This is a genomic window from Stutzerimonas sp. Brlt_14 (assembly GCF_051948915.1).
In the GTDB taxonomy this organism is placed as follows: Bacteria; Pseudomonadota; Gammaproteobacteria; order Pseudomonadales; family Pseudomonadaceae; genus Stutzerimonas; species Stutzerimonas stutzeri.
Genome location: NZ_JAYJLM010000002.1, coordinates 581,948 through 607,931 on the forward strand (window position 1 = coordinate 581,948; position 25,984 = coordinate 607,931).

Annotated in this window: 21 protein-coding genes, 2 tRNA genes and 1 pseudogene; 14 read left to right on the plus strand and 10 right to left on the minus strand. The window is 62.8% G+C overall.

Translation table 11 applies throughout. The features are described 5' to 3' along the window. Positions 1 to 109 precede the first annotated feature (109 nt). Entirely contained in the window at positions 110 to 946 is an 837-nt protein-coding gene (locus VF716_RS06540; protein ID WP_125865357.1) for an isocitrate lyase/PEP mutase family protein, read from the plus strand. Between the two features lie 14 nt (positions 947 to 960). On the opposite strand, the gene VF716_RS06545 is transcribed toward VF716_RS06540, so the two are convergent. After that, positions 961 to 2,139: an MFS transporter gene (locus VF716_RS06545; RefSeq protein ID WP_125871724.1), complete on the minus strand. Its 1,179-nt coding sequence runs from the start codon at positions 2,137 to 2,139 to the stop codon at positions 961 to 963. Further along, positions 2,136 to 2,762, minus strand: coding sequence for an NAD(P)H:quinone oxidoreductase (gene wrbA, locus VF716_RS06550; RefSeq protein WP_125883777.1), 627 nt, complete (start codon positions 2,760 to 2,762; stop codon positions 2,136 to 2,138). Before wrbA ends, VF716_RS06545 begins: the two co-directional genes overlap by 4 nt. Positions 2,763 to 2,863: 101 nt before the next feature. On the opposite strand from wrbA, the gene VF716_RS06555 reads away from it, so the two are divergent. Next, on the plus strand, positions 2,864 to 3,772 hold the full coding sequence (locus VF716_RS06555; protein ID WP_014596474.1) for a LysR family transcriptional regulator: 909 nt from the start codon (positions 2,864 to 2,866) through the stop codon (positions 3,770 to 3,772). Between the two features lie 120 nt (positions 3,773 to 3,892). Here the strand turns inward: VF716_RS06555 and VF716_RS06560 are convergent, their stop codons facing one another. The 4 genes from VF716_RS06560 to VF716_RS06575 all read right to left on the minus strand — a co-directional run bounded on the left by VF716_RS06560 (position 3,893) and on the right by VF716_RS06575 (position 8,974). After that, positions 3,893 to 5,848: a TonB-dependent receptor domain-containing protein gene (locus VF716_RS06560; protein WP_084901696.1), complete on the minus strand. Its 1,956-nt coding sequence runs from the start codon at positions 5,846 to 5,848 to the stop codon at positions 3,893 to 3,895. An 86-nt stretch (positions 5,849 to 5,934) separates the two neighbouring features. Further along, positions 5,935 to 7,173, minus strand: a complete 1,239-nt coding sequence (locus tag VF716_RS06565; RefSeq protein WP_440552310.1) for a histidine kinase sensor domain-containing protein — start codon at positions 7,171 to 7,173, stop codon at positions 5,935 to 5,937. Positions 7,174 to 7,271: 98 nt separating this feature from the next. Continuing rightward, a complete protein-coding gene (locus tag VF716_RS06570) occupies positions 7,272 to 7,967 on the minus strand; it encodes a response regulator transcription factor (protein WP_440552312.1) in 696 nt (231 codons plus the stop codon). A 167-nt stretch (positions 7,968 to 8,134) separates the two neighbouring features. Then, positions 8,135 to 8,974: an aminotransferase class IV family protein gene (locus tag VF716_RS06575; protein ID WP_197860929.1), complete on the minus strand. Its 840-nt coding sequence runs from the start codon at positions 8,972 to 8,974 to the stop codon at positions 8,135 to 8,137. A gap of 75 nt (positions 8,975 to 9,049) precedes the next feature. Here VF716_RS06575 and VF716_RS06580 point away from each other — a divergent pair, with 75 nt between their 5' ends. Beyond that, the gene (locus tag VF716_RS06580; protein ID WP_197860930.1) at positions 9,050 to 9,397 is read left to right on the plus strand and encodes a MerR family transcriptional regulator; all 348 of its coding nucleotides are present in this window, start codon (positions 9,050 to 9,052) and stop codon (positions 9,395 to 9,397) included. Positions 9,398 to 9,528: 131 nt separating this feature from the next. On the opposite strand, the gene VF716_RS06585 is transcribed toward VF716_RS06580, so the two are convergent. Further along, positions 9,529 to 11,139 (minus strand): MFS transporter, encoded by a 1,611-nt coding sequence (locus tag VF716_RS06585; protein ID WP_440552314.1) that lies wholly within the window; start codon positions 11,137 to 11,139, stop codon positions 9,529 to 9,531. Between the two features lie 59 nt (positions 11,140 to 11,198). Between VF716_RS06585 and VF716_RS06590 the strand changes: the two genes are divergently transcribed. Then, positions 11,199 to 11,987, plus strand: coding sequence for a helix-turn-helix transcriptional regulator (locus VF716_RS06590; RefSeq protein WP_197860933.1), 789 nt, complete (start codon positions 11,199 to 11,201; stop codon positions 11,985 to 11,987). 61 nt (positions 11,988 to 12,048) lie between these two features. On the opposite strand, the pseudogene VF716_RS06595 reads toward VF716_RS06590, so the two are convergent. After that, a pseudogene (locus tag VF716_RS06595) lies at positions 12,049 to 13,095 on the minus strand (threonine aldolase family protein). 328 nt (positions 13,096 to 13,423) lie between these two features. Between VF716_RS06595 and VF716_RS06600 the strand changes: the two are divergent. From VF716_RS06600 to soxR, 8 genes are all read left to right on the plus strand, one after another. Next, positions 13,424 to 13,681 carry a type B 50S ribosomal protein L31 gene (locus VF716_RS06600; RefSeq protein WP_011912949.1) on the plus strand — a complete coding sequence of 86 codons (258 nt, stop codon included), beginning with the start codon at positions 13,424 to 13,426 and terminating at the stop codon, positions 13,679 to 13,681. Between the two features lie 89 nt (positions 13,682 to 13,770). Next, positions 13,771 to 15,726 carry a TonB-dependent receptor domain-containing protein gene (locus tag VF716_RS06605; protein ID WP_197860934.1) on the plus strand — a complete coding sequence of 652 codons (1,956 nt, stop codon included), beginning with the start codon at positions 13,771 to 13,773 and terminating at the stop codon, positions 15,724 to 15,726. Between the two features lies 1 nt (position 15,727). Beyond that, on the plus strand, positions 15,728 to 19,597 hold the full coding sequence (gene cobN, locus VF716_RS06610) for a cobaltochelatase subunit CobN (RefSeq protein ID WP_041755456.1): 3,870 nt from the start codon (positions 15,728 to 15,730) through the stop codon (positions 19,595 to 19,597). A gap of 19 nt (positions 19,598 to 19,616) precedes the next feature. After that, positions 19,617 to 20,093 (plus strand): MotA/TolQ/ExbB proton channel family protein, encoded by a 477-nt coding sequence (locus tag VF716_RS06615; RefSeq protein ID WP_020306125.1) that lies wholly within the window; start codon positions 19,617 to 19,619, stop codon positions 20,091 to 20,093. Continuing rightward, on the plus strand, positions 20,093 to 20,407 hold the full coding sequence (locus VF716_RS06620; RefSeq protein ID WP_011912945.1) for a DUF2149 domain-containing protein: 315 nt from the start codon (positions 20,093 to 20,095) through the stop codon (positions 20,405 to 20,407). The genes VF716_RS06615 and VF716_RS06620 overlap by 1 nt, the downstream gene beginning before the upstream one ends. A gap of 279 nt (positions 20,408 to 20,686) precedes the next feature. Next, a complete protein-coding gene (locus tag VF716_RS06625) occupies positions 20,687 to 21,382 on the plus strand; it encodes a GNAT family N-acetyltransferase (RefSeq protein ID WP_011912944.1) in 696 nt (231 codons plus the stop codon). A 168-nt stretch (positions 21,383 to 21,550) separates the two neighbouring features. Next, the gene (locus VF716_RS06630) at positions 21,551 to 22,147 is read left to right on the plus strand and encodes a LysE family translocator (RefSeq protein WP_011912943.1); all 597 of its coding nucleotides are present in this window, start codon (positions 21,551 to 21,553) and stop codon (positions 22,145 to 22,147) included. Positions 22,148 to 22,273: 126 nt separating this feature from the next. After that, the gene (soxR, locus tag VF716_RS06635; protein ID WP_011912942.1) at positions 22,274 to 22,750 is read left to right on the plus strand and encodes a redox-sensitive transcriptional activator SoxR; all 477 of its coding nucleotides are present in this window, start codon (positions 22,274 to 22,276) and stop codon (positions 22,748 to 22,750) included. Positions 22,751 to 22,883: 133 nt separating this feature from the next. Here the strand turns inward: soxR and VF716_RS06640 are convergent. Beyond that, positions 22,884 to 22,960, minus strand: a tRNA-Asp gene (locus VF716_RS06640). Positions 22,961 to 22,997: 37 nt separating this feature from the next. Then, positions 22,998 to 23,073, minus strand: a tRNA-Val gene (locus VF716_RS06645). A gap of 256 nt (positions 23,074 to 23,329) precedes the next feature. On the opposite strand from VF716_RS06645, the gene VF716_RS06650 reads away from it, so the two are divergent. Together VF716_RS06650 and gspD are read left to right on the plus strand one after the other, a co-directional pair. Then, the gene (locus tag VF716_RS06650; RefSeq protein ID WP_011912940.1) at positions 23,330 to 23,974 is read left to right on the plus strand and encodes a type II secretion system protein N; all 645 of its coding nucleotides are present in this window, start codon (positions 23,330 to 23,332) and stop codon (positions 23,972 to 23,974) included. Between the two features lie 3 nt (positions 23,975 to 23,977). Further along, a complete protein-coding gene (gene gspD / locus VF716_RS06655) occupies positions 23,978 to 25,912 on the plus strand; it encodes a type II secretion system secretin GspD (RefSeq protein WP_011912939.1) in 1,935 nt (644 codons plus the stop codon). The last annotated feature ends 72 nt before the right edge of the window (positions 25,913 to 25,984 follow it).

Here is a 25,984-nt window from a genome sequence, read left to right on the forward strand (position 1 = left end):
TCGTCTCGACGCACCGAAATCAGGCACGAATGCCAAGTCGCAGCGCACCATCTACGCTTAACCGCGCCGGCATGCGATCCGGCGCGCCCACCAGCCAGCCGAGGTACCCATGGTCGAACGCAGCCAGTCCGAGAAACGAGCCATTTTCCGCGAACTTCACCGTTCGGGCTGCTTCGTATTGCCCAACCCCTGGGATGTCGGTAGCGCAGCGGCTCTCGCCAGCCTAGGCTTCAGGGCCCTGGCCACCACCAGCTCAGGTTACGCCTGGTCCTGCGGGCATGCAGATGGACAGATGACGCGTGATGATGTCCTCGCCCACCTGCGCCTGATGGCTCGCGCTACAGACCTGCCGATCAATGCCGACTTCGAGAGCGGCTACGCCGCCACGCCTGACGGCGTCGCCGAGAACGTGAGCATGGCAATCGAGACCGGCGTGGCGGGGATATCCATCGAGGATTCGACGGGCGATTCGCGCGCGCCCCTGCGCGAGATCGCCGAGGCAACGGAACGCATGCAGGCCGCGCGGCAAGCCATCGATGCGGCGGGCGGCGAAATCATCCTGACCGGACGCGCCGAGAACTTTTTCGTCGGCCGTCCCGATCTGGACGACACCATCCGGCGCCTGAAAGCCTACGCCGATGCTGGCGCCGACTGCCTCTATGCACCGGGGCTCAGGACGCGAGAGCAGATCAGTGCGGTGATCGCGGCGGTGGCCCCGAAGCCGGTCAACGTGCTGATCGGCTGGGACACCGATCTCACCGTGCAGGACCTCGCGGACCTCGGCGTCAGGCGCATCAGTGTCGGCGGTGCATTGGCCCGCACGGCGTGGGCAGGCTTCCTGCGCGCCGCTCGCTCCCTTGCCGAGCACGGCCGTTTCGATGGTTTCGCCGACGCGGCCTCCGGCGCAGAGCTCGACGGGATGTTCGATCGCCGAGACAGGCCATAACACGTGATTGCGCGTCAGCCGTTGCGGACCAGCGTAGCCTGAAGCACGAGCGCGATGGCGCCAGTGATCATGGCTGCGGCGGCGACGATCCATCCGGCGGCCCCCCATCCAAGGGCTGCCGTCATCCCTCCCACCAGCACCGGGCCTGAGAGCTGGCCAAGATTGCTTCCCTGCATGACGACACCGACCACGACAGGCACCAGGGTTGATTCCCGGGCCGCCAGCGGCGCCGATGCCAGCAACGTTGCCGGAATCAGGCCGCCAGCGGCCGAGAAAAGCAGGCACAGCAGGAAGGTCGTCAGTGGCTGGAACAGTCCGAGGAAGATTCCGAGCGCGGCTGCGCCCATGGTCGCGCTGGCAAAGAGGATCAGCGCACCGCGCCCGATCCCTCTCGCCAGCAGCCAGCCGGCGGCGAGGTTGCCGCTGATGTTGACCGCACTGGCCAAGGCGCTGAGCAAGCCGGCATCGCGGTACGTGACGTCCATGCGCTCCATCAGAAGCACCGGCAGAAAGGCGAACAGGGCGAAGAACATCAGGCTGTACAGCGCGAATGTAGACGCTAGCAGGACCGTGGCGCTGGACCATGCCCGCCGAACACCGTCGAACAGTCGACCTGCCACGCGGTGCCTCGGGTCCTCGGGGACGCAGTAGAAAACCGCCAGCGCAGCGATTAGCGCCAGAGCCGAACTGGACCACCACAGCCATTGCCAGGCCGAGAAAAACGGACCGGCCGTCATGGCCAGGGCCATCCCGCATGGCATGAAGCAGCTCCAAAGCGCCAGCGCACGATCACGCTCCGCACCGGTCGCTAGGCGCTCCAGTATCGCCGGCCCGGCGACGATCACCAGCAGAAACCCGAGCCCTTCCAGCAGCCGGGAAACCAGCAGTGTGCCGAATGAAGGCACCAGGGTGCCGGCGAAACCGGACAGCGCCATGATCGCGAGGCCGAGCAACAGCGCTGTGCGCCGTCCCATGACGGCAGCCAGCGCACCTGCCGGGGCACCGCCCAGCAAGCCCAGCACAGCGAAAACACTGGTCAGCCAGCCGGCCTGAGCGAGACTCAGCCCCATGTCCGTCTGCAGCATCGGGGTGGCGATGGCGGCCTTGCCCAGATGCAGTGCCGCGACGACGCCGCTGGCCAGCACCAACCAATTGGCAAGCGCCGATCGGGCGCCTCGTAGCGAGCGGCTCATCCGGCGATACCACCGCCAGCACCTGCGAGCGCGGCCGCCACACGTGCGACGTGGCGGCCCTGATAACGGGCGCCCTCCAGTTCGTTCTCACTTGGCTGACGGTCGCCGCCGCTGCCGTCATCGGCAAGCGTGGAGGCACCGTAGGGCGATCCGCCAGTGACGGCGTCCATCCGTAACTGACCCTTGAAGCTGTAGGGCAACCCGACGATCACCATGCCCAGGTGCAGCAACACCGTATGGGTCGCCAGGATCGTGCTCTCCTGTCCCCCGTGCTGACTGCCGGTCGAGGTAAAAACGCTGCCAACCTTGCCCACCAGACGGTCGTCCGCCCACAGGCCGCCGCACTGGTCGAGGAAATTCTTCATCTGTGCAGCCATGTTGCCGAAGCGCGTTGGCGTGCCGATGACGATGGCGTCGTACTCGGGCAGCTCGGCAACGGAAGCGACATCCGCCGGCTGCGACGTCCGGTAGCCCGCCTTGCGTGCGACGTGCTCCGGAACGAGCTCCGGCACCCTTTTGACCTGTGCGAGCGCTCCTGCCTGACGAACCCCATCGGCCACGGCGTGGGCCAACGTCTCGACATGCCCATAAGAGGAGTAATACAGCACCAGTACCTTAGTCATCGCTCGAATCCTCGTTGTCATTGGATCGAGCCAACGATAAGCACTGGCGATGCTCTGCAAGAGTGATTAAATTTCGATCAACACGATCTACGGAGCAGATCATGCTCGATGCAATGACGCTGGATCAGATCCGGACATTCGTCACGGTTGCCGACAGCGGCAGCTTTCGCTCCGGCGCGGCGCGGCTGTTGCGCGTGCAATCGGCGGTCAGCCATGCGATTGCAAATCTGGAGGCAGAGCTGGAACTGCAACTGTTCGATCGCAGCGGTTATCGGCCGGTACTGACGCCCGAAGGCGAGGCCCTGCTGGCGCATGCGCGCGACATCCTGCTGCGTGCCGATGCCATGCGGGCGCGCGCCCGTGCGCTGGGCGCCGGGGTGGAGCTGGAACTGGCTCTGGTAGTCGATACCCTGTTCCCGATCGAGTCGGTGGCGCGGGCGGTTGCCGCAGCGAGCGCCGAATTTCCGTCGACCTGCTTTCGCATGGATGTGCAAGCGCTGGGAGGGCCGATCGCCGCGCTGGAGGACAGGCGCTGCGCGCTGGCGATAATCGTCGGTGAGGACTTCCGTAATCCTCGGCTGTCGCTGGAAGCCATCGGCTCGGTACAGCAGGTTGCGGTGGTGTGCGCTACACATCCCCTCGCTGCACGGGAAGAGCGCGAGCGGCTCGGAATCGCCGATCTCGCCAATCATCTGCAGATCGTTCTGACCGATCCTACCCCGCTCTCGGAGGGCCGCTCATTCGGCGTTCTGTCCCCCTTCACCTGCAGGGTCAACACTCAGGATGCCAAGCTGGCGCTGATACGCGAGGGCCTCGGTTGGGGGCGACTGCCGACATGGCAGGTGCAGAACGATCTGGATTCGGGCCGCCTGGTGCGCGTCCCCATTCCCGACCTCGGGCGCAACAGCGAGGTGCAGTCCGAAGCCTACCTGGCGCACCGCCTGGACGAGCCGCTGGGCCCTGTTGCCCAGGCATTCCGTCGAGCACTCCTCGAGCCGGTTCGCGGCTAGGTACCTCAGTGCAGTCGAACAGACAACAAGCTGAACCGAGACGCGCCAGGATGGTTGACCGTGCAAGCGGCCGCCGCTCATTGAAAAGCGCGCCGGGCTCACCCTTGCGCGCCATTTCAGTCAGAGACGCAGCGTTACACCCAGACGCAACTCGCGTCCTGGCTCGTAGCTGCCACGGACACCTTCATAGCCAGGGATGCTCTCGAAATCTTCGTTACTGGCGTGATCCAGATACTGTTTGTCGAACAGGTTCTTCAGCGTCATGTTCAGTACCAAGCGGTCATCGCCCAGCACGGACCATTGAGCGTAAAGGTCATGTACGCCGTAACCAGGCTTATCGAGCGTGCCGACTCCGGTGCGCAGCGAATCGACAGCCGTGACGAAACGCCCCTGCCAGCCGTAGCTCAATCGATCTGTCGCGCGGTAATCAGCGAAACCGATCCAGGTATCACCGAGCGTCGTACCCAATCCGTTGTGCTCGTACACATTGAGCTCGTTGCCGTCGAGCTCGACATCGTTGTGGTGATAGCTCAGCCCAACGCTGAGCTGTTGCCAATGGTAGGCGCTCTGCAACAGCACACCCTGACTTTTCAAAGTCCCGCCGTTGACATACAGATTCGGGCGCCCGCTCGGATCGTAGATGACGTCCCGAATGCGGGTGTCGTAAACCTTACCCGACAACTCTAGGCCGCCCTGACGATACTCGAACCCCACTTCATTGGTACGCGCCTTTTCGGCTTGCAGGTCCGCGTCGTTTCCAGCTGCATCGAGCTTGAATGCGTCACGCACCTGAACACCGCGTAGCGCTCGCGCATGGCTGGCCAGGAGCGCCAGTTCCGGGGTCAGGTTATAACGAAGACTCGCATTGGGGCTGGCCCCGGAATCCGAAAACCTTTGACCGTCCCGGTCATCGAGGCGGTAACGATCGTAGCGTAGCCCCATGCCCAACAGCAGCTTCCGAGTCACCTGATAGCTGTCCTGCACATAGAATCCCAGAACGTCGCCATTCTCTTCATCCAGGTTGCGGTCGCCGTCCGGCCCGAGACGGGTCTGGTCGTCGCGATAGTCGATGCCATAGGTCAGCCGATGAGCACCCAGTTCGCTGGTGTTACGCACATCAAGGCCGGCGCTTCTCGTATCGCCGATATAGAGGCCATAGCGGCCGTCCTGCTGCAGCTCGGTGGAGGTGTGGTACGCCGTCACCCCGACATCGAGCAGATCGTTGTCCATCGGGTTCCAGCCGTAGTTCAAGGTCAGGGTTTCTCGCTCGGTCTCCAGGGGGTACAACGGATTGAAGCCACTTGGAATCCATTGCGGACGCTGGCTGCGTTCGCCCTCATCGGTTCGCCGCTCATACGCCACTCTCAGCGTCTGTTCATCGGTCAGCTGACCGACCACCTTGGCGAACCCCAGTTGTTGCCGAGCACCTGTACCGAGGACGCTCCGGCCATTGCCATCCTGGTAGTCGTTCTGGTCCTGGTACGTCACCACGGCCATGGCTGACCAGACATCATCGAGCCGTCCGTACAGGCTGTTGCTGCTCTTGAAGCCCTCGGCATTGCTGAAATAGCTGCCCTTGACCAGCGCCCCGACGCGCTCGCCGGCGCGCAGCAGATCGTCCGGGTCTTTGGTGACGAAACGAATCGCGCCTCCCAGCGCACCCGGCCCAGCCGTTGCGTCGCCGGTCCCCGGCTGGACCTCGGCACGCTTGAGAAGCTCCGGCTCGATACCGATACGGCCGGTATGGTGAAAGGTCTGGCCCGGCTGGTTGGCGCCATCGATCGTCACATTCAGAAGTGTGTCTTCAAGCCCGCGAAGATAGAGCTTTTGTGCCACGCCGGGGCCGCCACCAACCGAAACCTCCGGGCTTGACTCGAATACATCCTGCAAGTCGGCTGCCTGATAATGCTGTAGCTGTTCGGCGTCGACGCTGTCTCCTTGCTCGTGGCGCGCCGTCACCTCGCTGCTGCTCAGCTCCAGCGGCTCCTTGATCTGTGCCTGGCAGGTGATGGTGAATAACAGCGCGGAAAAGGACAGCGAACCGAGAAGTGATAGCCGGAAAGCACAGTGCTGCATGACGAACCCCTGATCATTAATACGAACGCTTCGTATTAATGATTGTGACCCCGTGCCCTATCGGCCACGTATCACTTTTACAACTGTTACGTTGCTGCGCCGCCGCGCGGCAACCATATGGTCATGCATAGGCCGCCGTCGACGTGGTTGCTCGCAGCCAGGCGCCCGCCGATTGCCCGAATCTGCCGCTGGGCCAAGGCCAAACCCAGGCCGAAGCCCGGACGGTCGCCGCTTACACGCTCGAACGGCTGAAAGATCCGTTCTAGCCACTGCGGCGGCACGCCCGGTCCCTGGTCGATGATCTCCAGTCGATACGCCTGGGGAGCGGCATGAAGGCAAACCCATACCGTCTTGCCCGGCGGCGTATGGTCGAGCGCATTACGGACGATATTCTCGACGGCTTGGCCGAGCGCGCGGTGGCAACTGCCCACCAGCTCCGCCTCGGCAGGCAGCTGGGTTTCAATCTGGCGATCCGGGTACTCGAAATGTGCATCGTCGAGAATGCTGTCGAGCAGATCCGTCAGATCCAGCGTCTCGGCACGCAGTGTCGGTCGCTCGGTCTCGAGCCAGCTCAATGTGAGGGCATCCTCGACCAGGCGGCGCATCGCCGAGCAATCCTGGCGAATACGACACAGCAAGGTGGATGCGTCGCCTCCCTGTTCAGCCAGGCTGACGGCCATCTCGATGCGAGCCAGCGGAGTACGAAGCTCATGGGACATTTCGGCCAAACGCCGCCGCTGGTCAATGATCAGGCCGCCAATGCGCTCGGCCATGGAATCGAAGGTTGACGCCACACCGGCGAGCTCGTCTCGTCTCGCCCCCAGCAATACCCCTGCCCGAGCCGAGTAATCGCCCTCGCTGAACTGCCGAGTTGCCTGCTCAAGCCGTCGCAGCGGCTGCATTAGATGGCGGTAGAGCAGCAGGCAGCCACAGATCAGAAGTACAAGCGGCAGTACCAGTTCGAGCAGCAAGCGAGCCGGATACCAGTAATGCCCGGGACGCATGCGTTGTGGCAGCTGAATCAGAAAGCGAAGATGCCCGTCGCTGAAGGGCACATCCATGATCGGGTTGTCCTGGAAGTACAGATGAATCTTCCAGGACGGGTCGCGCCCCAGAGAGAATTCCCGTTTGAACCGCTCGGACAGCTCGCTGCCGGCAATCGCCGACAGCTGTGGGTCGACTATCGCCGCCCAGGTCTGCTCTCGTTCCTGAAGCTGCTGTAGCCAGCGCGCCAGTTCTTGCTCGTTGCCGGCCCTGTACAGCGCTTCAGCTTGTACGCCATACGCACGCAGAGTGCGTTGATGCTCGGCGTCGATGAAGCTCATCTGCTCCTGCGCCTGGCCGCTCAGGCGAGCGATGACCCAGAAAAGCGCCACGCTTCCAAGCGCTACGCCAAGGCAGAGTTTCCAGAACAGGCGACGGTTCATTGGAAGCTGTAACCGCGCCCGTGAATCGTCTGCAGACGGTCCGCGGCCAGCCCGGCCTCATTCAACCGACGCCGGATGCGGCTGATGTGCATGTCCAGGCTGCGTTCGTAGCCGCTATGCTCACGCTCGAAAACGACGCGGTACAAGTAGGGCTTGGTCAGCACCTCGCCACGCTGCACGATCAGTTGCCACAGCAGCCGGAACTGCAAGGGGGTCAACGCAAGATCCTGCTCTGCAACGCGGGCACGCAGTGTTTGCCTGTCCAGCACCAGGGCGTCGACAGTTAACGAGGTCGGTTGAATCGCGCGGCTATCAGCGGTACGGGTGCGCCGCAATATGGCATCGATCCGCAGTTGCAGCTCCGTGGAGTTGAACGGCTTGGCGAGGTAGTCGTCGGCGCCATGGCGCAGGCCACGAATACGCTCTTCTTCGGCGCCGCACGCGGTCAGCATGATAACCGGCGTCTGTTGCTGCTCGCGCAGACGCCGTAGTACCGAAAAACCATTCACATCCGGCAGCATCACATCCAGCAGAATGAGATCAGGCGCCTTGGTGAGCGCCATTGCCAGACCACATTCGCCGAGCGGGCTCGAACGCACCCTGTATCCCTGCAACCGAAGCAGCTCGCCTAGCTGCGCGCCCAGCACCTGATCATCCTCGATGACCAGCACTTCAACGAGCGATGCTCCCATACCACTCCCTGTCACCTGAAACACCGGTAGCTAAAGATAATAATTCTCAAATAGCTTAAGGCAAGACGATCGCCCGAACCATAACAAACACAACGTCCCGTTGACCGACTTCAGGACTTCGAACAGGTTCGGCTGCTCCTCCGGCGCCCCGGCATCCCGCCCGGCACTCATCGAGCCAGTCCACGGCTAGGTGTCAGCGCCACATCGGGTTCAGCGTTGAAAGCGGCACGCAACGCATCTAGGAATTCCGGTGCCTCAGGCATGCTGACAGAACCGATGGCGGTGAGCGCCACACCCGGCGTCCAGGAATTCATCACGGCCGCGCCCGCGAATTTATCCAAGCCGTCGAGAAAGACATCCTCATGCCGCTGGGCGATCCCAAGGCTGCCCAGCTGACGCTGCACGATACCCATCATCGTTCCGGCCAGAATCTGCGCGCGCGGCCAGACAACGGAACGGCCGTCCCAGAACGCGAGATTCCAGATAGTCGCCTCACCCAGGCGACCATGCCGGTCGATGAAGGCCGCGTCGTCGAAGCCCTGCGCCACAGCTTTGCGCAGATAATGCGTTTTCGCGCCCTCACCCACATGTTTGATGGCTGGCAGGTGTCGCTCATGCTCGACGACGGCCAGTCGAAGGGGCCCTTCGGGACCATCCGATGGAGGACCAGTACGAACGAGCAGGCTCGGCTCGCCGCTACCGCTTGCAGCGGTGAATTCGCCCTCCGGTGAAAACGCCGTGACGGTGAGCGACTGATCCTGAGGGCCGAGCTCAATCGCCTGCCGGATGCTGCGCCGCACGGTTTCGTCCGATACTGCGCGATCAAAGAGTTGGATCGAAGCGTTTCGCAGGCGCGCCAAATGCAGATCGAGACCTTTGACTCGACGCCCCCGTACCTGCAAGGCCGTGAAGTGCGCGAAGCCGGCGAACGCGAGAGGCGTCAGGTCATCCGCCGTTGCGGCTACTTCGTTGAGCAATATCGGGTAGATTTGCGGGCGTGATCCCATGGGAAATGCTCCTCGTCTGTCGATTGGGAGCATCGAGTGTAAAATCTGACAGCACTGTTAGAGTCAAGCCCAGCAATGAAGATCGGTGAACTATCCAGGCGATGCGAAGTGAGCATCCGCATGCTGCGCTACTACGAAGGGGAAGGCCTCCTCAAGCCGCAACGCAGCCCAAGCGGCTTCAGGGAGTACGGGCCGCGTGAAGAGCAGACTGTCGAGCGGATCAAGCTGCTGGGCTCCGCAGGCATGACGCTCGCCACGATCAAACAGTTTCTGCCGTGCATCCGGGGCGAAGGTCATCTGCTGGAGCCGTGCGATGAGCTCCGCTCCACGCTGATCGAACAGATCGCCCTGGTCGACCAGAAAAGCGAAAAACTCATGCAGAGCCGCAAGGTGCTCGAGAGGTTTCTGCTGGAAATCCAGTGAGCCATCCCAACGGAGAGCGATTCGGCGAGGCATGTTGCCTTCTTCTTCGGTCAGCCGGGCTGCATCTCAACGAGATCAATCTTGCGATTCATGCATCTACCCCATCCTGTAGCCCGTCGATAACCGTATCGCTAGCGCCCGTCCCCTACCCCACTGGAACGCAGATGGCGCAGCGTAACCGCTGAAACAACCGCCAGCGCGGCAACGCTCACAGCGCTGAACAAGGCTGCGCCTCGAACACCGCTCACGAATGCGGCTTGTGCATGAGCAACCTGCTCCGGCGGCAACTGTGCGGCGACTGACGACGCGGCCCAGAGGCTGTCCGCCACTGCCTCGCGCGTGGCGGCGGTCAGCTCGCCGGAGAGCAAGGGCGTAATGGTTCGTTGATAGACCGCCCCGGCGATGCTGCCGAGCAACGCGATGCCGAACGATATTCCGAGGTCTTGCACCATCTCGGTCATGGCCGAGGCCGACCCGGCCTTCTCTGCAGGTGCTGCCCCAACCACCAGATCCGTGCCCAGCGCCGCGATGGTGCCGTTGCCCAGGTAGGCCAAGGCAAGCGAGGCGACAGCCATGAGCACGCCCGAAGTTGCATCCGTCACTTGGCTGAGCAGGAGATAACCCGCCGCCGACAATGCCAGTGCCCCCGCAACGACAAAGCCGGGGCGGATCGCTCGGGCAACGAGCGGAGCACCAACACCACCGATGATCATCGCCAACGCGGCCAACCCCATCCACAGACCGGCATCTGAAGGTGAGTATCCAGCTACCAGTTGCAGGTACTGCGCGACGAGCAACATGGTGCCGCCAACCGCGACCAGAGCGAAAAGCAGCACGGCAAGCGCCACGGAGAAGGCGCGGTCGGAAAAAAGAGAGAGATCAAGCAATGGGTCGGTCAGACGGCGCTGACGCCTTACAAACAGCCAGGCAAACAGCACCCCGACGATCGTCGCCATAACGGCACTGGACACCAGACCTTCCTTGGCCACCTGTTTGAGGCCATAAACGAATGGCAGCGCCGCGGCCAGGGAAAGCAGGACGCTCAACAGATCCAGGCGGTCGGCCCTGGGCGATCGGTATTCTGGCAGGACGAAAGGTCCCAGCAGCACCAGCAGAGCTACAACGGGTACCACCAGTAGAAACGCCGCACCCCACCAGAACCACTCGAGCATGAGGCCACCGACCACCGGTCCCAATGCGGAACCGACTCCCCACATCGTTGCCCAGATGCCGATGCCGAGCGCCCGTTGACGCGGATCGACGAACAGATTGCTGATCAGCGCGAGCGTCGAAGGCATCAGCGTTGCCCCTGCCACACCAAGGGCCGACCGCGCCGCTATCAGCATGTTGGCACTGGTCGAAAAAGCGGCGACCACGGACGCCATGGCGAAGGCGACCGAACCTATCATCAACAGCTTGCGTCGCCCGATCCGATCGCCCAGCGTACCCATGGTGATCAAGAAGCCTGCGATAAAGAAACCGTATGCATCCATGATCCAGAGCGCTTGAGTGCTGGTCGGGCTGAGGTCGAGCGCCAGCGCCGGTAATGTCAGATGCAATAGCGTCAAGTCCAGACCCAGCATGACCGTGAGTAGCGATAGCAGTGCCAGCCCGGCCCAGGCACGCGGCCCAGCTCGCTTGTTACGCTCGGCTACGCAGGAAATGACGGGCACTCCAGACTTGGATTTCAATGAAAGGGTCATCGTGTCCTCACGCATGGTCGATTGCGGAGGCGTCATCATCGGGGCACCATTAACCTATTACAATTTTGCTAGTTATCCTATTGTCAGGACCAACAGCCATGTCTGACCGTAGCCTCAAGCGTACTCGCAAAGACCTTTCCGACTTCCTCCTACACCATCGACGGAAGCTGACGCCAGCGGATGTCGGGCTGCCGTCCACCGAACGACGCCGTACTCCTGGCCTGCGGCGGGAGGAAGTGGCCGCGCTCGCCGGCGTCGGACTGTCCTGGTACACCTGGTTCGAACAGGGGCGCGATATTCATGTCTCGGAGAAATTCCTGCTGAACATCGCCTACGCGCTCAAGTTGGACGATGCCGAATGCAGCCATCTGTTCCTGCTCGCCCATCGCCGCCCTCCATCGCCCGAGGCGCGGCAACCTACCTCGGTGTCGGCGGGAATCCAGCAGCTGCTCGACGAGTTGCCAAGGCCCGCCTACGTTCAGAATCTGCGCTGGGATGCGATCGCGTGGAACACGGCGGCGGATGATCTGTTTCGCTTCTGTTCAAAAGTGCCAGAGGAGCGCAACGTGCTGGAACTCGTCTTCGCCGATTCCAGCATGCGTCGTCGAATGCCGGCCTGGGGTGACGACGCCGCTGGGCTCCTGGCTCAACTCAGGTATGACGTTGCCGTCGCCCCTGACGACCCGTTGATGCTAGACCTGATCGAGACGCTCCGATTGCTGTCCCCCGGCTTTCGACAGGAATGGGAAGCCCCCCACCGGGTCGTCGCGCAACGCGGCATCAGCCATCTTCTCGACTCGAGCGGCACGCTACATCGCTATCGTCACGAAACGCTCATCGTGGATGAACATCGGCATCTTCGAATGGTGGTGTACTTCCAGACCTGAAGCGCCAGCTGCAACCGCTCGTCATCGGGCATGACGTCAGCTACGCAACGCAACGGTGCACCTACACCGATCCGATCACGACCGCACGAATGTCATCGGCCAGCTGCCTCACCCGCGCTTCGCTGGTATCCCAGGAGCACATGAAGCGTGCGCCGCCGACGCCGATGAAGGTGTAGAACAGCCAGCCGCGGTGTTTCAGCGCTTCCAGCGCCGCTGGCGGAAGGCTGACGAAGACACCATTGGCCTGTACCGGAAACATCAGCTCAACCCCCGGCAATTCGCCTATGAGCTCGGCCAGCAGCCGAGCTCAGCGGTTGGCGTGCTCGGCGTACTTGAGCCAAGCCCCGTTTTCCAGCAGGCCAACCCACGGCGCAGAAAGGAATCGCATCTTGGAGGCGAGTTGGCCGGCCTGCTTGCAGCGGTACTCGAAATCGATGGCCAGATCCCGATTGAAGAACAGGATGGCCTCGCCCACCGCCATGCCGTTCTTGGTACCACCGAAACAGAGCACGTCGACCCCGGTTTTCCAGCTCAACTCGGCAGGAGCAAGGCCGAGATGAGCGCAGGCATTGGCAAAGCGGGCACCATCCATGTGCAGATGCAGGCCAAGCTCCTTGCAGGTATCGCTGACCGCGCGCAACTCCTCGGGCTGGTACACAGTACCGACTTCGGTGGCCTGGGTCAGGCTCACCACGCGCGGCTTGGGGTAGTGGATGTCCTTGCGCTTCAGGGCGATTTCACGAATGGCCGCGGGCGTCAGCTTGCCCTGCTCGGACCGGCCGAGCAGCAGCTTGGAACCATTGGAGAAGAACTCGGGGGCGCCGCATTCGTCGGTCTCGACGTGGGCAATGTCGGCGCAGATCACGCTGTGGTAACTCTGGCAGAGCGACGACAGCGCCAGGGAATTCGCAGCCGTGCCATTGAAAGCGAAAAACACCTCGCAGTCGGTATCGAACAGCGCCCGAAAGTGATCGGCCGCGCGCGCTGTCCATTGATCGTCGCCGTACGCCCTGTCATGCCCCTGATTCGCTCTGGCCATGGCTTCCCAGGCTTCTGGGCATACGCCGGAATAGTTGTCGCTGGCAAATTGCTGATTGGCGGTGGTCATCGAGTCCTCGTCGTGTGGCACTGCCGGACTGTTACTGGGCAGCACGTTAGTTTGTAGAGCCCAGCGCCTCCGAGCGCAAACGGGAATTGCCCACCGACCAGCTAGGCTGGCTCGCAGCCCTGGCTTCGCAGGTTAGTCATTCGACCTTCGGTCTGGCCTGCCGTGTAGACCGAAGGCACATCGCGACAAGGACGGCGCAGCGAATGGCTCAAGGATTCTTCAAGCATCCTGCAGAAGTTCGACGTCTGAAGTCATATCCGGCTCCGGAGGCTTGCACCTATTGTTATGATATAACATCATCAGCGCATTCCTTCTCGGAGACTCTGACATGAAACCAGGCATCCACCCCGACTATCGGCCTGTGCTGTTCCATGACACGGCAGCAGACGTTTATTTCCTGATCGGCTCGACGGCCGAGACAACGCGCACCCACCAGCACACCGACGGCAATACCTACCCGTACATCGCCCTCGATGTCTCGAGTGCTTCGCATCCCATCTACACAGGCAAGCAGCGCAAGACCACCACCGAAGGGCGCATTGCCGGCTTCAACAAGCGCTTCGCCGGTTTCGCCACGAAGAAATAAATCTCCCGTGTCACAGCGATCCGACCCGCTCTCTTGAGCGGACGGCACCGCTGTGCCCGTCCGCCCGATCCTTCAAGGAAGACGACCCGATGTCCCGCCGTAACCGCCTGAGCAATGCCTGCCACCGCGCTCGCCTGATCCCCGCCTTCGCCCTCCTTCCACTGTCGGCCTTCGCCGACCAGGCGCTGCATCTGGAACCAACCGTCGTGACCGCCACGTCGACCGTCCGACAGCTTGGCGATGCGCCTGCCAGCGTGTCGGTGATCAGTCGGGATGAGCTGGCACTGCGACCGGTTCAGGATCTCGAGGATGCGCTGCGCGGTACTGCCGGGCTGCAGTTCACCGGCGTTGGCATGACGCGCCGGGGCGTGAGCATCCGTGGAATGGGAAGCGAGCACACCCTGGTACTGATCGATGGACAGCGCATCGGCAACGCAGGCGGCGCCGTGGCTCACGCGGATTTCGATCTGGGCTGGGTGCCGGTCGAAGCCATCGAGCGCATCGAGGTCGTGCGCGGCCCGATGTCCTCGCTGTACGGCTCCGAAGCCCTCGGCGGCGTGGTAAACGTCATCACCCGCCGCAGCACTGATGCCTGGCAGGGAGCGGCGCAGCTCAACGGCGGAGTGAGGGAAGATGGCCGAGGAGGTCAGACCCATCAGTTAGGTGTTTATACCGGCGGTCCGCTGGTGCCTGGCGTGATTGGCCTGTCGCTGACAGGAGAGACGCGGCGCCGTCAGGAAACACCCCTGCACCGGGATACGCGTCTGTCCGAGATCGAAGGTCGAGACGCCCAAAGCGCAAGCGCAACGCTTAGTTGGACACCGGACGCGGCACAACGCATCGACCTCGGATTTGCAAGCGGCGAGGAAGATCGTTGGCGCAATACCCGCAGTGCAGGCCGCGCACCGGTCGACTATGAATCCCGTGATCGCATCGAGCGTGAGCGGTTGTCGCTTGCGCACAGTGGAGATTGGGTCTGGGGCAAAACCTCCGTGCGCGCCTATCGCAACTCACTGGAGCGCAACAATCGCTACACCAACGGGGTCATCCCAACTTCGCCGCGCCAGGAGCTCACCGACGACGTGATCGATGGCAGCGCGTCCCTCCAGGCCGACACCCACCTGTTCACCCTCGGCGGCGAATGGCGCAAGGAGCAGCTTGAGGACCGAGGTTTTGCCAGCGGTGATGCGCGGATCATCCATCGCGCCCTGTTCCTGCAGGACGAAATCGAGTTCGCTCCGTCCTGGTCGCTCGTCGTTGGAAATCGCTTTGATCGGCACGAGGAATACGGTTGGCACAACAGCCCGCGCGCCTACCTGGTGCATCACGTCAGCGATGCGCTGACGCTCAAGGGTGGCGGTGGGCGCGGCTTCAAGGCGCCGTCGCTCAAGCAGCTCTCCCCTGGCTACTCGGCCATCGGCGGCGGCGGGATGTTCACCATCTACGGCAACCCCGATCTGGAACCCGAGATCAACACCACCTACGAGCTCAGCGCGGACTACCAGGGCAGTGGCTGGACGCTCAATGGCGGCGTGTTCCAGAACAATGTTCGCGGGCTCATCCAGACCGTGTGCGTCGCCAGCTGCGGACTCCGCGGCCGTGAGGTCCGCAACTACGACAACGTCGACAAGGCGCGAATCCGCGGCCTGGAGCTTGGTGGCGGTCTGGATCTGCCGGCCGATCTCCGCTGGGAGCTGAACTACACCTACCTCGACGCCATCGATCGCAGCGCCGATCGCCGGCTGGGCGACCGTGCCCGTCACCTGGCCAACACCCGGCTGCAATGGACGCCCACCGCAGACTTCACCGGACAACTGCGCGGCGAGTATGTCGGCAGCCAACTGTCCTACTCCAGCAACACGACCTATGCAGTTCCCGCCTACAGCCTCTGGCACCTGGAAATCAGCCAGCGCATCAGCGACACCCTGAGCATCCGTGGTGGGATCGAGAACCTGACGGACAGAGATTTCAGCGACGCCGCGGACAACTACGCCTTTACCGAGCCCGGGCGGACCTATCACGTCGGTGTGAGCTTGAGCTTCTGAAATGCGCGGATTGATCCACATCGGGCTCACCATCCTGATGGCGGGCGCGAGCCTGCCTGCCTTCGCCCAGTTGCCACGCGAGCCCCTCGCTGTACGGGTCGTCGCGACCGAGTTCGTATTGCAGGGCAAGATCGACAAGCTCAAGGAGCTGGCAGCGGACTCCCACGTCGTGCTGAGCCGTGCCGCCCTGAGCATGCCGGACTTGGAGGCCGATCCCCCCGACCTGCTCATCCTCGACACGCCTCGGCCAGCCGACCTTTCCGCGGTGCAGCGTGCCCTAGGCGAGACACTGTCCGACACGCGCGCACCCTGGATTCGCGTAGGTGGCGGTCCGCCCGCGTTCGGCAACCTGCCTGAGCCGGTGGCCAGGCGGCTGATCGCCTATTACGCCAATGGCGGCCAGCAGAATCTCAGGCCCCTCTTCGCTTATCTGCGCGCCTGGCATGACGGCAAGCCTACCGACTCGATCGCGCCTCCAACCGAGTTGGCCGAAACCGGCTACTACCACCCTGCAGCACCGAACCCCTTCGAGCGAGTGGAGGATTATCTGGCCTGGGGTGCCGACCGCTGGGCACCGAGCGCGCCGCGTGTGGCCTTCGCTATTCATCGCGGTGCGCTGGTCGACGACCAGCTCCGGCTGATCGACGCACTGGTTGCACGCAGCGAGGCACGTGGCCAAGCGCCCATGGCCTTCTGGATGGACGACAGAGACCCAGAGGCATTGACGAATGCACTGGGCCCCGCCCGCAGCGATGTGCTCGTCAACCTGCAGCACATGCAGAATGGGCCGGCACGGCAGGCGGAGTTTCTGGCGCTGGGCATCCCGGTGCTGACAGCCCTCACCTGGCGCGAAGGTGACCGTACGCACTGGCGTGCCTCGACCAGCGGGATCACGCCGAGGACGGCAGCGACCATGCTGACCGTCCCGGAAAGCTGGGGAATGACCGATCCGCTGGTAATCGCCGCCATCGAGAATGGCGAGCCTGCACCGCTTCCCGAGCAGCTAGACACCCTGCTAGACAAGGTCGATCGTCTGGCCCGACTGCGTCATCTTCCCGCTCCCGAAAAGCGTCTGGCGCTGATGTTCTGGAACCATCCCGATGGGGAAAAGAACGTTGCCGCCTCCAACCTCAATGTACCGCGCAGCCTCGCGAAGCTGACGTCTGCGCTGCGGGAAGCGGGTTATGCCGTGCCCGAACGCGGCGAGACCGAGCTGATCGAAACCGCACAACGCCTGCTGGGCGGCTACTACCGCCCGGAGACGCTCGATACTCTGCTCGCCGACAAGCTCGCCATCTCGCTGCCCTTGGACAACTACCTGGGCTGGCTCACGGAGCTGCCGGAGCCAAGCCGGCGACCCCTGGTCGAGCGCTGGGGTGATCCTGCCGCACACTGGGCGCTGCGGCAGATCGAAGGACAGCCCCACTTCGTCATACCCGCAATCCGTCTGGGCAACGTATTGCTGCTGCCGCAACCGCCACGTGCGGGTCGTCCAGGCGAGGCATACCACGACAGCAAGGTGCCGCCCGATCACCTCTATCTCGCCACCTACCAGGCGTTGAGAGAGGAGTTCGGAGCCGATGCGCTGATCCACTTCGGCACCCATGGGACTCAGGAATGGCTGCCAGGCAAGGATCGGGGGCTCGCCGTCGGCGACTACCCCTTCCTCGCACTCGGTGACCTGCCGGTGTTCTACCCCTATATCCAGGACAACATCGGCGAGGCCATCCAGGCACGCCGGCGGGGTCGTGCCGTGATCATCAGCCATCAGACGCCCCCGTTTGCGCCCGCCGGGCTCTACGACGAGCTGCGCGATCTCCACTCGCTGATCCACGAATACCAGCAGCTCGATGAGGGCGCGGTGCAAGAAGCGACTGCAGAGCAGATCCGCCAGAAGGCCGTGGAGGCGAAGATGCTGGCGGACCTGGGCTGGGACGATGCCCGCATGCGCGCCGAGCCGCAGAGGTTCATGCAAGCGCTGCACGATCATTTGCACGAGATGGCACAAGCGAACGTGCCCCTGGGACTGCATACCTTCGGAGAGCCCGCGCAGCCCGAACATCGCCTCGCAACGGTGATGCAGCAATTGGGGCAGCCCTTTCTTCTTGCACTGGGCCTCGCCGAAGACGAGCCAATAGCCGAGGACTTCGCCGGGCTGCAGGCGAGTCTCCCCTACCGCACCCTGCAGCGCTTCTTGCGCGACGGCGAACGCCTCGACACGATCGACGACGCTCGGCTGCGCGAGCAGCTCGAACGAGCGCTAGAGCTGGACGCGCAACTGGCCGAGACGGGTGAGCTCCAAGCGTTGCTCGCAGGACTTGCCGGCGGCTTCGTCGCGCCTGGACCGGGCGGCGATCCGGTACGCAACCCGGGCGTACCCAGTGGTCGCAACCTCTATGCGTTCGAGGCGGACAAGCTGCCGACTCGGGCAGCTTACGAGGCAGGCGCCGAGGCATTCGAGCAGCTGCTCGAAAGCTACCGCCAGGATCATGAAGGCAAGTCGCCAGAAAAGCTCGCCTTCAGCCTGTGGTCGTCCGAGGCGATGCGCCATCTGGGCAACCTCGAAAGCCAGGTTCTACACGCACTGGGCGTACGTCCCGTCTGGGACGCAGGTGGGCGCGTGCAGGCGCTGGAGATAATCCCGGCAGCAGAGCTCGGCCGGCCGCGCATCGACATCGTAGTACAGGTCACCAGTGTCTACCGCGATCAGTTTGACGGCTTCATGCGCCTGCTGGCAGAGGTGGTTGAACGGCTCTCCCGCCTGGACGAACCAGGTAACGTCCTGGCCAGCAACAGCCGCTCGCTGGCAACCCGCCTGCGCGATCAGGGTTTGGGAGCCGCCGAGGCAGAACGCCTCTCGCAGCTACGGCTGTTCGGCAACGAGCCAGGTGATTACGGCACCGGCGTCTCGCAGCTGACGCTGGACTCGACGAGCTGGAAAGAGGAATCGGAGCTGGCGCAGCAGTTCCTGTCCCGCCTGCAGTACGCCTACGGCACCGGCAGTTGGGGCGAAAAAGTCGACGGCCAGAATCTCTTCGCCGAACAGCTGAAAGGTGTTCAGGCGGCGGTCATGGCACGCTCCAGCGAGCTCAACGGCGTGCTCGCCACCGATCATCCATTTGAGTTCCTCGGGGGGCTTTCCTTGGCCGTCCGCCATCTTGATGGCACGAGCCCATCGCTCTACATCTCCGATCTGCGCAAGCGGGAACCGCGCACCACAGGGGCGGCAGGTTACCTCGCCAGCGAGCTGCGCAGTCGTTATCTGAACCCGCAATGGATCGCCGCCATGCAGCAGGAAGGATACGCCGGCACGCTGGAAGTCCTGAACGTGGCCAACAACCTGTGTGGCTGGCAGGCGGCCGACCGGAGCATGGTGCGCGCAGACCAATGGCAGGCGCTGCACGACACCTTCGTGAAGGACCAGCGAGCGCTTGGCGTAAATGAGTGGTTCGAGACACACAATCCCACGGCTCAGACCCAGCTGATCGAGCGCATGGTCGAGGCGATCCGCAAAGGCTACTGGGATGCCCCGGCGCAGACGCGGCGCGAGCTGGCCGAACGCTGGCAAGCCTTGACCACCGAGCGGGGCGCCGACGCCGGCGAGCCGGTAACTCGCGAGTTCATCCAGCAACTGGCGTCCGGCTTCGGTCTGGCACCGACACCGGCGCAATCGCCTACCGAGTCGGCCTCATCCGGCGCGCCTGAAGCTGGCGAGACGGTACGCGGACAGGTGGTGCAGCCGTTGTCCGAGCCGACCGGCGAACACGATCGCTTGCCGCTGCTGCTGGGCGCCAGCGCCTTGCTTCTTCTGCTGCTGCTCGGTGCAGGGCACCAGCAACGGGCCAATCGCCGTATCACCGTCCTTCCCTAAAACGAACGAAAAGAATCTGATGAGCATCCTTGAGTCCAGTCTGTACGAACTTACCCGAGTATTTCTCGCACCCGTTCTGCTGCTCATCCTGGCGGCACTGGCCTATGCGTTTCTTGCGCTGGGCAGTTTTGTCATGGAGGCCTGGCAGCGCCGCGCCGGCCGCTACCGCTCGGCGCTGGCCGCACATCAGCGCGTCCATGGCGGCACCAGTGACGATCTCGAGCTGTGGATCATGCAGCGCCTGGAATGGCTGCGGGTGACATCGCGCAGCGCTCCGATGCTGGGGCTCGTGGCCACCATGATCCCCATGGGTCCTGCCCTGCTGGCGCTGACGGAGAGCGACGCCAAGGGCATCGGTGAAAATCTGGTGATCGCCTTTTCGGCCGTTATCCTGGCGTTAATCGCATCGAGCATCACGTTCTTCGTGCTCACCGTGCGCCGCCGCTGGCTGCTTCAGGAGCTGCGTGCCATCGAGCGCATGGGAGAGCAGAACTGATGCGTTTTCTCGACCATGACGATGAAGACGACCCACTGCTTTCGGTCGTCAACCTCATCGACCTCTTTCTGGTGGTGATCGGGATCCTGCTCATCGTCATCGTGCAGAACCCCCTCAACCCGTTCAGCCAAGACAAGGTCGTGGTCGTCGAGAATCCGGGCGAAGCGAACATGCGCATGCTGATCAAGGACGGAAAGGAACTGAAGCAGTACCACTCCAGCGGCGAGATCGGCGAGGGGCAAGGCTCCAAGGCCGGCGTCACTTACCAACTGAACGATGGACGCATGATCTACGTGCCGGAAAGCACCGACTAACTCACGCGCCCTCGGGCATGGATCAATGGCATGCCGATCAGCGTCACGTCGAGATGACCTCGGCCTTCTCGGCAGGCGCGCGGCGCATTGACCGTCAGCTGCCGCGCATCAGAGCTTGGGGCGATGCTCACCATGCCTGCATTGAGCCATGGACGGAATTCCATTGCGAGCCATTGCCACCTCCGCCGCGAAGCGATGGCACTCGGTCTCATAGACCCAGTACCCGAAAAACATCGCTCCCTCTATTGACCTCAAGTTCGCTTGAACTTCTAGAGTTCGTTGCGTCTGTCGCTCGCTCATGACGACACCTTCAACTCCGCGCAACAGGACCAGAAGCCCATGTGCCTTTTCAATGAGCTCTCGTTGGATGCAGGCGAGACGGTCGGCTACACAGACCACCGCCATACCGACTCCGCTGGTGCTGGGCAGGGCCCAGGACGGCCGGGCACCACGATCGACCAGAGTGAAGCAGACACGCATGGCCCATTGCACAGCTGTTCGTTGCCACAAATGAGCCGGGTGGGACTTCGTCGAGCCGCCTGCAGTGATCTGCTCAAGCTGTTCGAGATCCACCGGGCCGTGTTCCTGCCCCACATCGCCCGGATCTGGGGATGGGACGAGCGCTGGCAACGCGCCAACTTCCTCGAAGAGATGGCCACAGCCAGCACCTGGGTGCTGCAAGTGGACAACGAGCTCGCGGGTTACCTGCAGGTACAGGATCAAGCAGAGCGGATCTACCTGCGCAATATTGCGCTGCTGCCTGTGCTTCAAGGCCGCGGGGTCGGTACTCGCCTCCTGGTCCAGCTCCAGGCGAAGGCAGCCGCACGTGATATGCCCATCGAGCTCAGCGTCTTCAGGACGAACGTGGCGGCAAGGCGCTTCTACGAGCGCCTCGGGTTCATCACGTCGCAAGGCGGGAAAACCCATATCGACATGAAGTGGCACAGCCCCGACCGGGAGCAATGGAGAGCTTGAACCTTGAGCCCCACCGTCACCCGCAATCACAAGGGCCGCGGGATCACTGACCGGGTCGATTCGATGACGGCTGTACATGGATCACGGTTACCCGATGGCAGAAACTTCCTGGCTCATGCCTGCCAGCCGAAAGCACACCGCTGCCAGTCGACAGCACCGGGAGGACCCATGCCGCCAGAGACCCTGCTTGCCTTCATCACCTATGCCTTCGTGACCTCCATCACTCCTGGCCCGAACAACACCATGCTGCTGGCCTCCGGGGTGAACTACGGGTTCGTACGCAGCCTGCCCCATGTCCTAGGGATCAGTATCGGCTTCGGTGTGATGGTGGTGGGAGTGGGCGCGGGTCTGGGGCGTCTTTTCGAAGACTATCCCTCGCTGTACGCCGCGTTGCGCATCGTGGGCGGCGCTTACCTGCTGTACCTGGCCTGGCAGATCGCGACGGCCGCGCCGATGCAGGACGCCTCACCCAATGGCCGGCCGTTCGGGTTCTGGAAAGCAGCAGGCTTTCAATGGGTCAATCCCAAGGCATGGATCATGGCGATCGGGGCCATCACGGCGTATTTGCCCACCGGGGGCGGCATGCAGGCGGTCGTGTTGCTCGCCCTGCTGTTCGCGCTGGTGAACGCCCCTAGCGTGACGGTCTGGGTTACGTTCGGCACGGCCCTACGCCGTTGGTTGACCGACCTGCGACACCTGCGGGTATTCAACGTATCGATGGCGATAATGCTGGTGCTGTCGCTGTACCCGCTTCTGTTTGGATGATTTGCCGCCATGACACGCATTGCCAGTTTTCCGTAAATAGCCAGACACGGGCTCTCGATCATGGCGATGCCCTGCTCTTCCCCAGCCCAAACGTACCTTCGTCTGTCGAATCAGGGAGACCAACGGATGCCTGGACAAGCGTTCAAGAAGGATCCTTTGCTACCGATCGGTGAAATCACCAAACGCAGCGGCGTGGCCGCGTCTGCACTTCGCTATTACGAATCGCTCGGATTGATCAGCTCTTCGCGTCAAGGCAGCAGCCGGCGATTCTTCCCACGCTCGACGCTACGCCGAGTGGCCTTCATCATCTTCGCGCAGAAGATAGGCTATTCGCTCGATGAGATCGGCAAGCAGCTTGCGCGCCTTCCCACCGACAAACTGCCAACCAACGATGATTGGCAGGCGCTTTCTCGCGGCTGGAAGCAGCAGGTCGCGCAGCGCATCAATGAACTGCAACGACTCGACATGGATCTGGACCACTGCATCGGTTGTGGTTGCCTCTCGCTGCAGCATTGCAAGCTCGCCAATCCGAACGACTCGGCCGGCAATGGCGGTACGGGACCGCGGCGGTGGCTATCGGATGAAATGCCGGAACAGGAATGAAGGGCGACGACGTTGCAGCCACCCCCTACGAAGCGGCATTCGTGTTGACTTCCAAGGGCCAAGCAGCGGGCACAAAAAAAGCTGCCCTTGGCAGCTTTCCTTGTTCCACCTTCAGTCGAAAGGTGGCGATGTATGGCGCAGCGGACGGGACTCGAACCCGCGACCCCCGGCGTGACAGGCCGGTATTCTAACCGACTGAACTACCGCTGCGCGTCGGCCGGACTTTCGTCCGTAATCTCACAAAGGTTGGTGGCTGATGACGGGATCGAACCGCCGACCCCCTGCGTGTGATGCAGGTGCTCTCCCAGCTGAGCTAATCAGCCGATCGCCTTGCGAGGCGCGCAATTTACTCACCCCCCTAAGCTAAGTCAACAACAGCATTGAATTTTTTTTACTGAACCGTGGTCAACAGGAGCTGCCACCTCGCTTTGTAATCTTGGCGGCCCATCATCGAGTCGTCGCACGTGCCGGCAAATTCGCTGCGCCAGTGCCGAAAGTGTTCTAGAAATGCTGTAACGCCTGACAGAGGCAACCTGCGTACAGGGAACCGAACAACAAAAGCGCCACGGAGTATTTCGCTTGCCACTGCCGGGAAAACTTCACAGTTACCGCCGCTACGTCCCTTTGTTTTTCAGCGCCGTGCTTCTCTGCCTGTTCGCTTTCTATCTGGCGACCCAGATCGAGCAATGGGTCCAGTTGACCCGTGCCCCGGCACCTGCCGACCTTTATGAAGATCAGGCCGCTAGCCTGGGCAGGCCCGACATGCAGCGACTTGAAATCCTCTTTGGCACCACCGCCGCCTCCGAAACCTATACGCCAACCGCAGCGGCGAGCGGATTCACGCTGCGCGGCAGTTTCGTCCATGCCGAGCCGCAGCGCTCCAGCGCCATCGTCCAGGTCGATGGCCAGCCACCGCGGCTGTACTGGCAAGGCGAGGAACTCAGCAGCGGCGTCAGCCTGCATCGGGTGTTCCCTGATCGCGTCGAATTGCTGCGCAACGGTACCGTCGAGGTGCTCCATTTCCCACAGGTGCGCTCGCCAAGCTACATTCCGGACGAGCCGGCCGACGTGTCCTATCAGGATGAGGTCCCCTATGCCGAACCGCAGGACGAGGAGACACAGCAGATGCAGCAACAGATGGACGCCCTGCGCCAGCAGCTGGAAGAAGCCGTGAACCAGCCGGATGCCGCACCCTCCAACGACCAGCCCATGGAAGACGATTGACCGATGTCGAAGCCTTTTTCGCGCCCGTTGCTTGCCCTAATCGCCACCAGCCTGCTGGCCGCCCCCCTGCCCCTGCTGGCCGCCGAACCCGGCATCGAGCCCAGCAATACTCGCCAAGATGGCTGGACGATCAATCTCAAGGACGCCGACATACGCGCCTTCATCGATCAGATCAGCCAGCTCAGCGGCCAGACGTTCATCGTCGATCCGCGCGTGAAGGGCCAGGTCAGCGTGGTGTCCAACGCCACGCTGTCGCTGAGCGAGGTGTATCAGCTCTTCCTCTCCGTCATGGCCACCCATGGATTCAGCGTGCTCACCCAGGGTGATGTCGCACGGGTAGTGCCCAATGCCGAAGCCAAGGCCGAGGCCGGCAGCGGCCCGAGCGGTGGCGATCAGCTGGAAACACGGGTCATCCAGGTGCAGCACACCTCAGCTGCGGAACTCATTCCACTGATCCGCCCCCTGGTGCCGCAGTACGGTCACCTCGCGGCCGTATCTTCGGCAAACGCACTGATCATCAGCGACCGCAGCGCCAACATCGCTCGTATCCAGGATCTGGTGCGCCAGCTCGACCGAGCTGAAAGCAACGATTACGGCGTGCTGAACCTGCAGCACGGCTGGGCGGTGGACATAGCCGAGGTCCTGCGCAACTCACTGGTACGCGGCGAAGCGAAGTCCACTGCTGGCGTGCAGATCATCGCCGACTCACGCACCAACCGCCTGATCTTCATCGGCCCCAGCGAGGCGCGCAGCAAGCTCGCGGCGCTCGCGCAGACCCTCGACACACCCACCACCCGTTCGGCCAACACGCGCGTCATCCGGCTGCGCCACAACGACGCCAAGTCCCTGGCCGAGACCCTGGGCGACATATCGGAAGGTCTGAAGAGCCCCGAAGGCGGCGAAGCCACCACCAGCCGCCCACAGAACATCCTCATCCGTGCCGATGAGAGCCTGAACGCACTGGTACTGCTCGCCGACCCGGAGCTGATCGGCACCATGGAAAGCATCGTCCGACAGCTGGACATTCCACGCGCCCAGGTCATGGTCGAGGCGGCAATCGTCGAGGTGTCCGGTGACATTACCGATGCCCTGGGCGTGCAGTGGGCCATCGATGCGCGCGGCAGCACGGGTGGCGCGGGCGGGGTCAATTTCGGCAACACCGGCATTTCCGTCGGCAGCGTGCTCAATGCGATCAACGAAAATGAAATTCCCAACAACCTGCCCGACGGCGCCATCATCGGCGTCGGCACGCGCAGTTTCGGCGCGCTGATCACTGCACTGTCGTCCAACAGCAAGAGCAATCTGCTCTCGACGCCGAGCCTGCTGACCCTGGACAACCAGGAAGCGGAAATCCTTGTCGGCCAGAACGTCCCGTTCCAGACCGGCTCGTACACCACCGACGCGGCGGGCGCTAACAACCCCTTCACCACCATCGAGCGCCAGGATATCGGCGTCACGCTGAAGGTCACGCCACACATCAACGAAGGCGCGACCCTGCGCCTGCAGATCGAGCAGGAGATTTCCTCCATCGCCCCCAGCGCCAGCCTGACCGCCCAGGCGGTCGACCTGGTGACCAACAAGCGCGCAATCAAAAGCACCATCCTCGCCGAGGATGGCCAGGTCATCGTGCTTGGCGGCCTGATTCAGGACGATGTCACCCGCACCAATTCCAAGGTGCCGCTGCTTGGGGACATCCCACTGCTTGGAGGGCTGTTCCGCTCGACCCAGGAAACCCACATCAAGCGCAACCTGATGGTGTTCCTGCGGCCCACGGTTATTCGCGATCGCGCCGGCCTTGCCGCGCTTTCGGGGAAGAAGTACAGCGACATCCGGGTGATCGAGACCGATTCGGCCAGTCCGACCATCCTTCCGGCCAACCCCACCCAGCTGTTCGATGGTCGAGGCGAGCCTGCGCCGGCCATCGACCTACGTCAGTAACGACGATGCCTGGTAACGTTGAACGCTCCTGCGGGAGATGAGACAACCCTCAGCGGAAGCCCAACGGCTGCC